Source organism: Nocardioides hungaricus, assembly GCF_054782915.1.
The window spans coordinates 1-14,538 of sequence record NZ_BAAGRO010000035.1 but is presented as its reverse complement, the minus strand read 5'-3'; the positions used below and the strand labels follow the sequence as shown (position 1 = coordinate 14,538).

Annotated in this window: 11 protein-coding genes and 1 pseudogene; 10 read left to right on the top strand and 2 right to left on the bottom strand. The window is 67.7% G+C overall.

Annotation, left to right across the window (positions count from 1 at the left end; all coding sequences use genetic code 11):
- Positions 1 to 17: 17 nt before the first annotated feature.
- Positions 18 to 650, bottom strand: coding sequence for a hypothetical protein (locus ACYVKX_RS15245; RefSeq protein WP_460834005.1), 633 nt, complete (start codon positions 648 to 650; stop codon positions 18 to 20).
- A 367-nt stretch (positions 651 to 1,017) separates the two neighbouring features.
- Here ACYVKX_RS15245 and mobF point away from each other — a divergent pair, with 367 nt between their 5' ends.
- Positions 1,018 to 4,533 (top strand): MobF family relaxase, encoded by a 3,516-nt coding sequence (gene mobF / locus ACYVKX_RS15240; protein ID WP_460834003.1) that lies wholly within the window; start codon positions 1,018 to 1,020, stop codon positions 4,531 to 4,533.
- 116 nt (positions 4,534 to 4,649) lie between these two features.
- The gene (locus tag ACYVKX_RS15235; RefSeq protein WP_460834000.1) at positions 4,650 to 5,009 is read left to right on the top strand and encodes a hypothetical protein; all 360 of its coding nucleotides are present in this window, start codon (positions 4,650 to 4,652) and stop codon (positions 5,007 to 5,009) included.
- Here the strand turns inward: ACYVKX_RS15235 and ACYVKX_RS15230 are convergent.
- The gene (locus tag ACYVKX_RS15230; protein WP_460833998.1) at positions 4,970 to 7,390 is read right to left on the bottom strand and encodes a DEAD/DEAH box helicase; all 2,421 of its coding nucleotides are present in this window, start codon (positions 7,388 to 7,390) and stop codon (positions 4,970 to 4,972) included. The two genes, ACYVKX_RS15235 and ACYVKX_RS15230, sit on opposite strands and share 40 nt — an antisense overlap.
- A 59-nt stretch (positions 7,391 to 7,449) precedes the next feature.
- Between ACYVKX_RS15230 and ACYVKX_RS15225 the strand changes: the two are divergent.
- The 8 genes and pseudogenes from ACYVKX_RS15225 to ACYVKX_RS15190 all read left to right on the top strand — a co-directional run.
- A pseudogene (locus tag ACYVKX_RS15225) lies at positions 7,450 to 8,327 on the top strand (IS3 family transposase); the annotation flags it as partial.
- A 186-nt stretch (positions 8,328 to 8,513) separates the two neighbouring features.
- Entirely contained in the window at positions 8,514 to 9,608 is a 1,095-nt protein-coding gene (locus ACYVKX_RS15220) for a tyrosine-type recombinase/integrase (RefSeq protein ID WP_460833995.1), read from the top strand.
- A complete protein-coding gene (locus tag ACYVKX_RS15215; protein ID WP_460833993.1) occupies positions 9,605 to 10,456 on the top strand; it encodes a tyrosine-type recombinase/integrase in 852 nt (283 codons plus the stop codon). Before ACYVKX_RS15220 ends, ACYVKX_RS15215 begins: the two co-directional genes overlap by 4 nt.
- A gap of 49 nt (positions 10,457 to 10,505) precedes the next feature.
- A complete protein-coding gene (locus tag ACYVKX_RS15210) occupies positions 10,506 to 11,726 on the top strand; it encodes a tyrosine-type recombinase/integrase (protein ID WP_460833990.1) in 1,221 nt (406 codons plus the stop codon).
- On the top strand, positions 11,723 to 12,640 hold the full coding sequence (locus ACYVKX_RS15205; RefSeq protein WP_460833988.1) for a tyrosine-type recombinase/integrase: 918 nt from the start codon (positions 11,723 to 11,725) through the stop codon (positions 12,638 to 12,640). The genes ACYVKX_RS15210 and ACYVKX_RS15205 overlap by 4 nt, the downstream gene beginning before the upstream one ends.
- Entirely contained in the window at positions 12,640 to 13,467 is an 828-nt protein-coding gene (locus ACYVKX_RS15200) for a tyrosine-type recombinase/integrase (protein ID WP_460833986.1), read from the top strand. Before ACYVKX_RS15205 ends, ACYVKX_RS15200 begins: the two co-directional genes overlap by 1 nt.
- Before the next feature lie 39 nt (positions 13,468 to 13,506).
- Entirely contained in the window at positions 13,507 to 13,821 is a 315-nt protein-coding gene (locus tag ACYVKX_RS15195; RefSeq protein WP_460833983.1) for a transposase, read from the top strand.
- Positions 13,821 to 14,489: an IS3 family transposase gene (locus ACYVKX_RS15190; protein ID WP_460833980.1), complete on the top strand. Its 669-nt coding sequence runs from the start codon at positions 13,821 to 13,823 to the stop codon at positions 14,487 to 14,489. Before ACYVKX_RS15195 ends, ACYVKX_RS15190 begins: the two co-directional genes overlap by 1 nt.
- The last annotated feature ends 49 nt before the right edge of the window (positions 14,490 to 14,538 follow it).

Sequence of the window (14,538 nt, the reverse complement as noted above, 5' to 3'; positions counted from 1 at the left end):
GATCGCCACGATCCGGGTCACGAGGTGACGCATGGCGCCTTCTCGAGGTCCTCACCGGTAGTCACACGCCAGCCCCGCGTCGCGTCGGCGGCGTAGCGATTGTTGGCGATGGTCAGGCGCGTCCAGCCGGTGTCGGGTCGGCTGCTGGTGACGACGGACTCGCCAGACGCGTCTACAACGTCGACCTCGCTGACGTCCCAGCAGACATCGATCTGGATCGTGGGCATCTTGCCGGCGGCCGGGTCTGAGTTGTCGAGGTTGATCGACTGGACGTCGAGTTTGACGATTGTGGTGTCACCGACTTGCCTCTGGGCGGCCTTGCGCTGGCTGCGGAGGAGAGTCTGCTGGGCTGTGAGCTGTACTCCCGCGGCGACGCCCGAAAGCCTTGCGAGCGGTGCGGCCGGTTGTTGGCCGAGGCGGTCGACGGTGGCGTAGTACCTCGCCACAAGCGCGGACGCCGCCTGTGATGCCAATTCGCTGTCGGACCGCGGTGTCGGGGCGGTCGTGGTTGGGGTCGGCGAGCTCGAACTTGGTGTCGAAGTGAGGGTCGGGGTCGCGGACGAACCTTGGCCGTCGGAGGCACAACCTCCCACTGCGATCGCCGTCGCGGCGGCGATCGCCAGAAGCGAGAAGTGTCGTGCGTACGTCATGGCCGAGTCCTGATCGCCTTCGCGGGAGCACCCCGAGATAGACGCGTACGACGGCCCTGACGGCGGGCCGACCAGGGCGTCGCGTTTGTATCGTACGTCACATTCGTGGTCTTGAGCCGATCCGAATTTCACGTGGCTGTTCCTTCGCTCTGCGTCGCCGGAGCCACTCTCCTGTGAAGGTGTGCGCGTCGCTGACCATCGCGGCGACTGGCTCTACCCGCCCGTCCTCGTGCGCCGTCCCGCCTTTTCGACATACACGTCATGCAGACCGAGGCGGGCTCTGTGGCCCGGGGCCTGTGGACAACCCGGGTCGAAGCGCGGGCTATGAATCTCTTCGCACACCTTCACGCCGAGGAGGTGTGCGTCCATGACCGTCTCGATGCGAAGGATCTACGCCGGCCGGGGCTACGACTACCTGCTCAAGAGTGTGGTGCGCGGCGATGCCAACATGGCCGACCCGAACCCGGTCACCAGGTACTACACCGAAGAGGGCACCCCGCCCGGACGGTGGATGGGCTCCGCGCTCCACGCCTTCGGGAGTGGCGAAATCAAGCGGGAAGACATCGTGACCTCGCAGCAGCTCCAACTGCTGATCGGCGCAGGCCTCGACCCGGCCACCGGCGAGAAGCTCGGCAGGGCCTTCCCGACGTTCACGCCAGTCGATGAGCGCGTCGCCGCCCGAGTCGCCGACCTGAGTCCCCGCTTGGCTGGGGAGCAACGCGAAGCTGCGGTCCAGCAGATCAAGGCGGAGGAGGCGACGAAGCCCTCCGCCGGGGTTGCTGGGTACGACTACACGTTCAGTGTCCCGAAGTCCGTCTCGGCACTCTGGGGGGTCGCTGACGCCGGCACCCAGGCCCTCATCGTCCAGGCTCATCACGATGCTGTCGCCGAAGTGCTCGACTTCATGGAGCGCGAAGTCGTCGCGACCAGGAGAGGCGTCGCCGCCGGAGACGGTGCGGTGATGCAAGCCGGCGTCATCGGCGTGGCGGCCACGGCGTACGACCACTGGGATTCCCGGCTCGGTGACCCGCAACTCCACACGCACGTCGTCATCTCCAGCAAGGTCAAGACCACCGAGGACGGACGCTGGCGGAGCCTGGACGGGACCCCGATGTACGAGGCGAACGTCCCGATCTCGGAGCACTACAACGCCGTGCTCGCCGACCGCATGACCCGCCTGTTCGGCATCGAGTGGGAACAACGCGACCGGGGAAGCGAGCGCAACCCGGCCTGGGAACTCGAGCCGATCCCGGAGGCCCTCATCCGTGAGTTCTCCAGCAGATCCAGCCACATCGACAAGGAGAAGGACCGACTCATCGCCGAGCACATCGAGCGCACCGGGCGCCGCCCGTCACCCGCCCGGATCATCCAACTGCGCGCGAAAGCCACGCTCGCCACACGCCCCGAGAAGAAGATCCACTCGCTGTTCGACCTGACCACCGAATGGCGAGGACGGGCGCAGAAGATCCTGGGGACGGGCGCAGTCGAGTGGGCGAAGCAGGTCACCGCCCGTCCCACCCTCCGGGCCGACGACGTTCCCCTCGCCGTGATCGGCGAGGTGGCCGTCTCCGTAGTCGGAGCGGTCGAGGAGAAGCGGTCGACCTGGCGCCACTGGAACCTCTGGGCCGAGGCGTCCAGGCAGACGATGGGCTGGCGGTTCGCCAGTGCCGAGGATCGGGAGGCCGTCGTCGGGATGATCGTCGACGCCGCCAAGCAGGAGTCGCTCACCATCACGCCGCCCGAGTTGGTCACGGTGCCGGAGACGTTCCGACGGGCTGACGGCACCAGCCGTTTCCGGCCCCGGCACTCAGTCGTGTTCACCTCGGAGACGTTGCTCGCCGCCGAGGACCGGCTGCTCAAGCGCTCGGAGGACATGACGGCCCCCGAGATCAGCCTCGACGTGATCGCGCGGGTGACGCGCAAGGAACACCTGTTGTCTGCCGAGCAGTCCGAGACGCTGGCGGGCATCGCCGTGTCCGGCCGCCAGATCGACCTGCTCGTCGGCCCTGCTGGCGCTGGGAAGACCACTGCGATGCACGCACTCAGGACCGCCTGGACGAAGGCCCACGGCAAGGGCAGCGTCGTCGGCCTCGCGCCGAGCGCTGTCGCCGCGCAGGTGCTCGCCGAGGACTTGGGCATCGCCTGTGAGAACACCGCGAAGTGGCTCCACGAGCACGACGGAGGACGGGCGCAGTTTCGCGAGGGCCAACTCGTCATCGTCGACGAGGCCACCCTCGCCGGCACTCTGATTCTCGACCGACTCACCGCGCTCGCGGCCGACGCCGGCGCAAAGGTCCTGCTGGTCGGCGACTGGGCGCAGCTCCAGTCGGTCGACGCCGGAGGGGCGTTCACACTGCTGGCCTCCGCCCGTCCCGACACCCCCGAGCTGACTGAGGTCCACCGCTTCACCCACGAGTGGGAGAAGACCGCGTCCCTCGACCTGCGGTTCGGACGAGACGAAGCCATCGGCACCTACCTCCACCACGACCGCGTCCGCGAGGGCACCACCGAGGAGATAATGGACGCCGCCTACCTCGCCTGGGCCGCCGACATCACGGAGGGGCGCACCTCGATCCTGGTCGCCGAGGCGAGCGAGACCGTGAAGCACCTCAACCGTCGCGCCCGCGCCTACCGCATCGTCGCCCACCCGACCGGTGACATCGAGGTCAACCTCGCCGACGGCACCCAAGCGTCCGAGGGCGACCTCGTCATCACCCGCCACAACGACCGCCGACTCCGGACGCTGCGCGGCGGCTGGGTCCGCAACGGCGACCGCTGGCGCGTCACCGCGGTCCACCGAGACGGCTCGCTACAGGTCCAGCGCGTCGGCATCAGCACCGGTGGCACGGTCACTTTGCCGGCGGGGTACGTCGCCGACCACGTCGACCTCGGCTACGCCGTGACCGCCCACCGCGCCCAGGGCATCACCGTCGATACCTCCCACGTCGTCGTGTCCGGCAGCACGACGCGGGAGAACCTCTACGTCTCCATGACCCGCGGCCGAGACAGCAACGTCGCGTACGTCGCCCTCGACCAACCCGACGAAGGCCACGCGCCTCCCGAGCCAGAGGAGGTCACCGCCCGCGCCGTGCTCTACGGCGCGCTCCACCATTCCGGAGCAGAACTGTCGGCACACCAGATGATTGTTGAGGAACAGGAGCGGTGGTCGTCCATCGCACAGCTCGCTGCCGAGTACGAGACCATCGCCGCAGTCGCCCAACGCGACCGCTGGATCACCACCATCGAGAACAGCGGCCTCACTCCCGAACAGGTCGAACGCGTCCTGACCTCCGACTCCTTCGGCCCGCTCACCGCCGAACTCCGCCGAGCCGAGGCCAACCACCACGACATCGACCGGCTCCTACCCGCCGTCATCCAGCGCCGTCTCCTCGACGACGCCGACGACATCGGCGCCGTTCTGATCAGCCGACTCCACAAGGCTGCCCATCCCAAGCACGGCAAGCGACGCCGCGAACCGAAGCTGATCGCCGGACTCATCCCGGTAGCCGATGGGGCCATGAGCGACGACATGACGGCGGCCCTTGCCGAACGCGCCGACCTGATGGAACAACGGGCGACGACCCTTGTCGACCAAGCCGTGACGTCTGGGGAGCCGTGGTTGAAGCGCCTCGGTGAGCCTCCGACTACCGAGCCCGCTCGGCAGGCGTGGCTTCACGAGGTCAGGACGGTCGATGCCTACCGCGACCGCTACCAGGTGGAGGGGCGCAACGCCGTCGGCGAGCCGCGAACCGTGGCGCAAAAGGTCGACGCTGCCCGCGCCGAACAAGCGATTCGGCGAGCCCGAGCGATCTCCGAGCAGGCGCTCCAGTCGGAGGAGGGGCGCCGAAAGCCCGTGGCCACGGTGGGACGGGCGCTGACGTAGCCGGGCCCACAGGGCCGGGTTTGAGCCGCGTAGTCCACAGGAGGGGCGTTACCGCGGGGATTCCGTCGGCGGACGGGCGTACCGAGGGACATGAGCCCGACCCGAAGGAGACCCTCATGCTCATCGCACTCTGGCAACTCAGCACCGCGATCCGCGGCTACCTCCGCTACTACATGCCCACCAACCGCGCAGTCGACTGGCTCCGCACCCCACGCGGCCTCAAGTGGGCCATCCCCGTCGCCCTCGTCGCGACGCCGGCCTACCTCGGCCTGACCGCCCTCGCCATCCAGGGAGCCACCCGTCCGGGCTGGGGGTTCCTCAACGTGCTGGTGTTCTTGTTCTTCTGGAACGCTGCAAAGTTCGCCTGGATGGCCGTCTTGAGTGTCCCGATGATGATGGGACGCGCACTTGGGAGGCTGGCCCGGGGTCGTCTCCGTCAAACAGCCTCTTCGTCCCCGGAGAGGCCGTTGGCCTGATTGAAGAGACGCTCGCGCTCGGCCGCAACGACCTCGCGTGCCAGCTCGGCTTCGGAGATGTCGAACGCCTCGGGGGCGCTCTCTGCGGTCTCACTGACCCGGGCGAAGTCATCGAACAGTTCCTTTTTGCGGGCAAGGATCTCGATGATCCGCTGGTCGACGCCTTCCTCGGACAGGAGGCGGTGGACCTGGACGGTTTCGAGTTGTCCCATCCGCCGGGCACGGGCGATCGCTTGCCATTCGGTGGTGGGCTTGAGCTGCGGCTCGACGATCACCACGACCGAGGCGGCTTGGATGTTGAGACCGACTCCGCCGGCCACGATCTGCGAGACGAGAACGGCTCCGTGGGCTGCCGCGGAGAACTGATCCACCATGGACTGGCGCGCAGCCGCTGGCACCGAGCCTGTGAGCGGCCCGAACACCTTGCCCGGCAGTGCGTTCGCGACCTGATCCAAGACGTTGCGGAAGTGGGAGAAGACGATGACTCGTCGGCTGTTCTCCTCGGCTTCCTCGACGATCTCGACCAGCCGCTTGATCTTCTCGGAGTCACGGTCGGCCACTGCGGCCTGCCGCATCGCCATGAAGTTTCCGGCGGCAACGGCGTCGCGATAGGTGCGCGAGTCGCTGGTCGACAGGGGGAGCCACTCGTCGACCTCGACCAGCTCGGGTAGCTCGGTCAGGACGTCTTCCTGGTTCCGGCGGAGGTAGGCGGGTGCCACCTGCCGTCGGAAGCGTCGCGGCGCAAGCTCGTTTGCATCGACGATGAGGTCGGGGCGGAGGTAGCCGACGAGGTTGTGGAACTCCTCGATGCGGTTCTCCATCGGGGTTCCGGTCAGGAGGATGGCGTAGTCGGTGAAGCCAATGAAGTGTGCGGTGCGCTTGGACCGCAGAGCCTCGGGATTCTTGATGTAGTGGGCTTCGTCGACGACGACGCACGCCAGGTCCTCAAAGTCGCCGTGTGCTGGGAGGTTGCGCCCGAGATAGTCGATCCCGTCGTAGGTGGTGACCGCGACTCCACCGTTGCGCACCCAGTTGCGCAGCGCTGAATCCCGGCCCGGCCCGTGGACCCTGTGTGGGCGGAGAGACGACTTGGACTGGACCTCACGCACCCAGTTCGTCACGACAGCGGCGGGACAGATGACGAGCGCGTGGTGAGATCCCTTCGCCCGTAGATGGGCCATGACGGCGATGGCCTCGACCGTCTTCCCCCGGCCCATCTCGTCGCCGATGATGACCTTGCGCTGTGTGAGGGCGAAGCGAGCGGCGAAGCTCTGGTAGCCGCGAAGCGACGCGTTGAGGTGCTGCGTGTTCAGTTCGAGGGTGCGGACTGCCTCAACGATCTCGTCCGGCAGATCGCCGTGCGCCTTCTCCTCGTTCTCGGTGACGAACCCGAGCTCGGAGAGCATGGCGAAGTAGTCGGCAGGCCGGGCGAGGAAGTCGTCCCACGAGTCCTTCGCGGCCGACCCGGTCGCCTTGCCGGACACCTGGGCGGCTCGCTGGTTGACGGCGTGGGCGGCCTCTTGGAACTGCGCGACGGTCCGACCAGCAGCGAACACGACGAGGTGGGTGACCTTCTTGTCGATCGCCTTGACCACCGGGCCAAGAGCGTCCTTGAGGGCCAGGTCGGGCGTCGCGCCCTTCGTCTTTCGCATCGCCTCCCAGGCGCCCAGCCGACGAAGCAACTCGGTCCCCTCGGACGTGCGAGCCTTGATGTCGATGCGGACCGGCATTTCCTCGTACGTTGTCTGCCACAGGGTCTGTGCCGCGCCGCGAATCCGCGAAGCGGTGGTTGCACCGATTCCCGGCAGGTGCTCCAGCGCGGCGCCACGGTCAAGGACCGCCTGGATCGTCCTGATGCCAGCATCGGTCAGGGGGCCGATGCGTAGCCGGTCGCGGGTGGCGTCCTTGAGCCGCTCGACCGGCATCTCGACCATCAACTTTCGGACTTCCATCCTGCGCACCGCCTCGCCGGCAGCCTTCGCCTCGTCACGGAAGCGCTGTTCGCGTCGCAGCGCGGCGTCGATGGTCTCGATGGAGTCCGCGAGCTGACCGAAGATCGTGACGGGGCGGACCTCAGGATCGTCTCCAAGGTCGCCCAAGCGCGGACGCAGCCCGATCCAGTCGGCCAAGGCATCCTGCACCGGCAACTGAGTCGGGTGAACTTGATCCTCTTGAAGGAGCCGGTCAAGGAGCGCTGGAAGCCCCGCGTCGAGCGCGCGCGGCTGGTACGCCGTCAGGTAGTCGACGGCGGTGGCGCCGACCGTCTTCTTCTTTGCCCCCGTGAAGAAGCGGCGAGCCCCGAGCACGGACTTGACGCCGTGAATCGCGATTGCTGCCGACGAGGTCAGCTCTCCCAGACTCGTCTCGTCGACGTGCGACACGAATGGAATGAACCGCCCCGGGATGTCCGGAGACTCCGTTGCTTGGGAAGGATGGAGTCATGTCAGGGAGTACGACGACGAGGTACCCGGTCGAGCTGCGTGAGCGCGCGGTCCGGATGGTCAGGGAGATCCGGGCCGATCACGACTCGGAGTGGGCGGCGATGAGCAAGGTCGCCGAGCTGCTCGGGATCGGTACGCCGGAGACGGTGCGCAAGTGGTGCCGGCAGGCAGAGGTCGATGCCGGTCAGCGGCCGGGGGTGACCTCGGAGGAGTCCGCGGAGCTGAAGCGGTTGAAGCGGGAGAACGCCGAGCTCAAGCGCGCCAACGCGATCCTGCGATCCGCCTCGGCTTTCTTCGCGGCCGAACTCGACCGGCCCCACCTCCAACAGCGCTGATCGTGCGCTACATCGACGAGCACGTCGGTGTCCGCAACGGCGATGCCGACAATCCGGGTCTGCGTTGGGGTGTCGAGTCGATCTGCGCTGTGCTCACCGAGCTCGGCGCGAAGATCGCCCCTGCGACCTACTACGAGCACCGGACCCGCAAGCCCAGTCCCCGTCAGCTGCGAGATGAGGAGCTGAAGCCGATGATCGCTGCCGCGCACGCCTCGAACTACGGCGTCTACGGCGCCCGGAAGATCTGGCTGACGCTGAACCGGGAACGCCCGGTCGGCGCACCGCCGATCGCGCGGTGCACCGTGGAATGGCTCATGGGCGAGTTCGGCTTGGCCGGTGCCGTGCGTGGGAAGGTCAAGCGGACCACGATCAGCGACCCCCGCATCCTCAAGCCGCTGGACGTGGTCGACCGGAACTTCGCGCCGCTGGCACCCGACCGGCTCTGGGTCCTATGCCGACCTCCGGACTATGCCGAGGTTGCGGAGGATCGTGCAGGTCAGCGACGGACAGCGGCCTGGAAGGTCGGCATAGTCCTCGCGTCGTGATCACGCTTCAGACACACGAAGTGTCTGGAGGTGAGGTTCGTGACGAAGAGATCGGCAACGGCCCGGCCGTATCCGGTTCGGATCCAGGGGCCGCCGGTAGGTCCGCCGGCGCCGACTGTGCTGGACGAATGTCGGCGGTGGTTCGCAGCGAAGGGGTACTCGCCGGGTTCTACGGCCGGGGCCGTGAACGTGGCACAGCGGCTGAGCGCCTGGATGCAGGAGGTGGGCGCTGGCGTCGGTGAAATCGACGAAGAGCTACTCGCTCGATTCGTGACCGCGGAGCGCTCCCGCGAGCTTCCGTGCGGCTCGGTGAAAGCTTGCATGGGCGCCGTGCGCCGGTTCCTGGCAGAGGCTGGCTACCTGCGGGCGGCCGAGGTCGACGCATGGCAACTGGCGCCGGCACAGGCCGCAGTGACGCAGTGGTGCGGGTGGATGCGGGCTCAGCAGGGGCTGGCGGAGAAGTCCATCTCTGCCTACTGCTACTACGCAGCGGGTCTCCTCGACGCTGTGAAGGCGGCGGACGGGTCGGTGAGCTGGGAGCGGCTCAACGCGTCGGTCGTCAACGCGTATGTCGCTGATCGCGGCCGTCTTTACGGTGTCGTCACTCGGGCTCACATCGTGGGCTCGGTCCGTTGTCTGCTGCGGTGGGCGTTGAGCACCGGTCGCCTTGACCGAGACCTGACTGCCGGGATCCTCAAGCCTCCCGGAACGAAACGGTCAGTTCCGCGGGGAGTGACTACTGACCAGGTTGCGGCGCTACTCGGAGTCTGTGATCCGGCCACGGCGATCGGGGCACGCGACCGGGCGCTGGTTTTGATCCTGGTCCGGCTCGGGCTGCGAGCCGGCGAAGCCGCCCGCCTGATGCTCGGCGACATCGACTGGGTCAGCGGACAATTGCGCGTCACCGGCAAGGGCCGCGAACACGTGCTGCCACTCCCAGTCGATGTGGGGCAGGCGTTGGAAGCCTGGTTACGGTTGCGACCGGACGCGCTGGATCGGGCCGTGTTCGTGCGTCTGCGGGCGCCGCGCCAGATGATGACGACATCGGGAATCTCAGGGGTCATCGCCCGGCTGTCGGCCTTGGCTGGCATCGACTCGATCCATGCACACCGGCTCCGCCACACCGCCGCGATGGACGTGCTGGCCGCGGGCGGCACGCTGAGCGAAGCCAAAGAGTTGCTGGGCCACGTCTACACCGTCACCACGATGACCTACGCCAAGGTCGACCTGGGGTCGTTACGCGAACTGGTCGTCCCGTTCGGGCAGGTGCCGCGATGAGGACCCCGGCGAAAACGCCGGCAACGGCGCCGACGCCCACGACATTGCGTGATCGGCTCAATGAGTATCTGGTGATGCGCCGGGCGCTGGGGTTCCAGCTCAACGATGTCGAGCGGCAGGTTGGTCTGTTCTGCAACTGGCTCGAAGCCCGCGGTCAGACACAGACGTTCACCATCGATGAGGCCGTGACCTGGGCCCGGCTCAACCCCGATGCGCACCCCTCGTGGTGGTCCACACGGCTGTCGTTGGTGCGGCGCTTCGCCGGCTACCTGAACGCGAACGATGTCGACGTCCCAGTCATCCCGGTCGGGCTGTTGCCGGCCAAGAAGCCCCGGGCGGTGCCCTTCATCTACAGCCAAGACGACCTCGACGCACTGCTCGCCGCCAGCGACACCGCGTTCAGCGACGAGCGGATCGCCGCGACGCTGCGCACCGCCATCGGGCTGCTCGCCGCCACGGGGCTGCGGATCGGGGAAGCGCTGAGCCTGCGTGTTGACGACATCGACCACGTCAACGACGTGCTGGTCATCAAAGCGGCGAAGTCCGCTGAACGGCTGGTGCCGATCCACCCGTCAACGACGAAGGCGCTGGAGCAGTACCTCGCACTGCCATCCCGCGTCGCCACCAACCCCGATCCCCACGGCCCGGTCTTCGTGACCGCCAACGGGACCGGGTACATCTACGTGACCTTCCAGGCCAGGTTCAAGCGCGTACGAGAAGCCGCCGGTCTCCTTCCCCGCGGCAAGGCACGTCCTCGTCTGCACGATTATGCCGACCTGTTCGTTATGCCGACCTCGGCTCCGATCTGTTGCTCTGCTTGCCGAACTGTCTGTTGTAGGTCGGCATAACGCCGGTTCTTGACCATCGTGGTCCTTCTCGTCGAGAAGGAGGAGCGTCATGGTCAGGGCGAAGAGCAGGGTCAGCGGGGTTGTGCTTTCGGGGCCGTTGGAGGGGTTCGCCGATGCCTACCGGGCGGAGCTCCAGGGCCGCGGCTATACGCAGCGGTCGGTGGTGCCTCAGCTGCGTCAGGTGGGTCGGTTGAGCCGGTGGCTGCAGGACCAGGAACTGACCGCTGATCAGTTGGACGAGGCTCGGGTCGAGGCGTTCCTGGCCGCCCAGCGCGCGCAGGGCCGGCATCGGTCACAGTGGTCACGTTCGGGGTTGCTGTGCCTGCTGGACGTGCTCCGAGACCTTGGCGTGGCGGGTGTTCGCGCTCCGGTGCGCCCTGGGTCTGACACTGAGGCGCTGCTGGCCTTGTTCGAGCGGTACCTGCTCGAGGAGCGCGGCTTGGCGATCGGCACGGTCGCCGGGTATGTCGCGCACGCCCGCCGGTTCCTGGGCGGGCTCTGCGGTCGGGAGTTGCACGAGTTGGACGCGAGCGACGTCACGGCCGCGGTGCTTTGCGAGGTTGATCGCGGCGTTTCGGTCAGCGCGGCCCAGAACTTCGTGGCCGGGCTTCGAGCGTTCCTGCGCTACTGCTTCCTGGATGGTCGGCTGGGCGTCGATCTGGGGGGCGCTGCGCTCGCGGTGACTGGCCGCCGCCGCTCGCCGCTGCCCCAGGGGATCAGCACGGCTCAGGCGCGGGCGTTGCTCGACTCGTGTGATCGGCGCACCGCGCTGGGCCGACGCGACCACGCGATCATCCTCAGCCTGCTGCGGCTGGGCCTGCGGCGCGGCGAGCTGGCGGCGGTGACGCTGGACGATCTGGACTGGCGAGCCGGGGAGGTGGTCATCCACGGCAAGGGCGGCCGCACCGACCGGCTCCCGCTGCCGGCCGATGTCGGCGCCTCGATCGCTGGCTACCTCAGCCGCGGGAGGCCACCCAGCCACCAGCGGGAGCTGTTCCTGCGGGCCCGGGCGCCGTTCGCGCCGATCGACGCCGGCACGGTGTCTTCCACGGTGCGGCGGGCCTGCAGGCGGGCTGGGATCGCCTCGATCGGCGCGCACCGGCTCCGGCACACCATGGCGTGCCAGATGGTCGAGGCCGGTGTCCCGCTGATCCAGATCGGCAAGGTGCTGCGGCATCAGAACCTGCAAAGCATCGGGATCTACGCCCGGGTCGACGTCGAACGGCTTCGTGACCTGGCTCTGCCGTGGCCCGGGTCGGTGCCGCGATGAGCCGCCTGGACGCCCAGCTCGACGACTACCTGCGGCTGCGCCGCGCCCTGGGATACCGGCTGGAACGCGAGGAAGTGTGGCTCCGCGACCTTCTCGCGCACATACGGACCGCCGGATCGGACACCCTGACCAGCGACCTGGCGATCAGCTGGGCACGGCTGCCCGCGACCGCACAGCCGCGGTACTGGGCGCTGCGGCTGGGCTGTGCCCGCAAGTTCGCCGCCTACCTGCACAGCATCGACAGCTCCCACCAGATCCCGCCGACCGGGGTGTTCCCGGCCCCGCGGCATCGCCCGATGCCGTATCTGTGGACCGCCGAGCAGATCGAGTCGCTGCTGAACATCGCCGAGCAGCTCCGCCCACCCCTGCGTGGGCTGACCTACCAGGCGCTGTTCGGGCTGCTCGCCGTCTCCGGGATGCGGCTGGGCGAGGCGATCGGGCTGCGCCACGGCGACGTCGACCTCGACGATGCCGTGATCACCATCCGGCACGCGAAGTTCGACCGGCCCCGGATCGTCCCGCTGCATCCGACGACCGTCTCTGCGCTGCATCACTACGCCCCCCAACGCGATCGGCTGTGTCCCCAGCGGCAGGCAGACACGTTCTTGGTGTCCAGTCGTGGCAACCCGCTCAGCCGCAGCGAGGCAGACACGACGCTGCGGCAGATCACCACCACGATGGGCATCCGCACCGGGACCGTGCGTCCGCGCGCCCACGACCTCAGGCACAGTCTGGCTGTTCACACCCTGATCCGCTGGATGCGCGAAGGCGCCAGCGTCGACGAGCACATCGCCGTGCTCTCCACCTACCTGGGGCACGTCAGCCCAGCCGGCACCTACTGGTACCTCACCGCCGTCCCAGAGCTGATGGAACTGGCCGCCGGACGGCTACGGCTGCCGGCGGGCGTGCGGTGATGGCCACGCTGGCGCCCGCGCTGCAGGCCTACTTCACCGAACGGTTGATCCACCAGCGGGCCGCAAGCCCGAACACGATCGCCGCCTACCGCACCACGTTCCGCCTCCTGCTGACGTTCACCGCCGAACGCACCGGGACCGCCCCCAACAGGCTCGACATCGACGCTTTGGACGCCACCCTGGTCAGCGCCTTCCTGGACCACCTGGAACGCGTGCGGGGCAACAGCGCCGCGACCCGGAACAACCGACTCGCGGCGATCCACTCGCTGTTCAGCTACCTCGCCCTGCACTATCCCGAGCACGCCGAGTGCATCCAACGGGTCCTCGCGATCCCGCCCAAGCGCACCCAGCGGCACATCCTGACCTACCTCACCGACCCAGAGGCCGACGCCCTACTGGCTGCCTGTGACCAGAGCACCTGGACCGGGCGACGCGATCACGCCATGCTCGCCCTGACCCTGCAGACCGGACTGCGGATCTCCGAGGTCGCCGGACTCACCCGTGCCGACGTCACCCTGACCGCCGGCGCGCACGTGCACACCATCGGCAAGGGACGCAAGGAACGGCGGACGCCGCTGATTCCATCCACCAAGGCCGTGCTGACAGCATGGCTCGCCGAAGTCGGCGACGACGCCGGCGCGCCACAGTTCCCCACCACCACCGGCAAGCACCTCAGCCGCGACGCCATCGAACGTCGACTCGCCCACCACGTGGCCATCGCCAGCCGAACCTGTCCCTCGATGAGGGCCAAGCACATCACCATGCACGCACTGAGGCACACCGCCGCGATGCGGCTCCTGATGGCCGGCAACGACATCTGGCTTTGACCCCGTCTGGTGGACACCTCGTAAGAGAGGATCTTCACCATGGGAAGACAGCGTCGGGAGTTCACTCCTGAGTACAAGGACGAGGCCGTGAAGTTGGTGATCAACACCGGTCGTCCGGTCGCCGTGGTGGCTCGTGAGCTCGGCGTCAAGGAGCAGACGCTGGGCCGGTGGGTCAACCTGTTCAAGTCCCGCCAGGACGCCGGTGACGAGGCCCTGAGCGAGACTGAGCGGGCCGAGCTGGCACGGCTGCGCAAGGAGAACTCGGAGCTGAAGATGGATCGGGCGTTCCTGAAAAAAGCCTCCCTCTTCTTCGCCCAGGAAGCATCGGATACGAACGAGAAGCGTTCGCACTGATGCACGCGGAGAAGAGCAACTACACGATCGCCCGGATGGCTCGACTGCTCGAGGTCTCCCGGTCCGGCTACTACGCCTGGATGGGACGCAAGCCTTCGAAACGGGCGGTCCGGACCGAGCGGATCGAGCAGAAGATCACCTGGTTCCACGGCGAGTCCGACGAGGTCTCTGGAGCGCCGAGGATCCTGGCGGACCTGCGCGAGGACGGCGAGGTCATCTCCCGCAAGACGGTCGCCAAGACGATGCGCAAGCTCGGCCTGCGGGGGATCTGCCCGCGTCGGTGGCGCACCACCACCCACCGCGACGCGGGCGACACCTACCCGCCCGATGCAACCAAGCGTCAGTGGGACACCGGGGTCCTTAACGCCGTCTGGGTCGGCGACATCACATACCTGCGGACCTGGGAAGGGTGGCTCTATCTGGCCACCGTCATCGACGCGCACTCGCGCCGCGTGATCGGGTGGGCGATCGCCGATCACATGCGCACCGACCTGGTCGAGGACGCACTGCAGATGTCGATAACCATGCGTGGTGAACTGCCCGCCCAGGTCGTGTTCCACACCGACAGAGGCACGCAATACGCATCGGAACAGATCGGCACCTTCGCGGCCGAGAACGGCATCACCAGGTCGATGGGCTACACCGGGATCTCCCTCTTAACCGGCTAAAGCGGGTGCTTCCCCAGGTCAGCGACACGCCGGGTTGTGGTGGTTGACG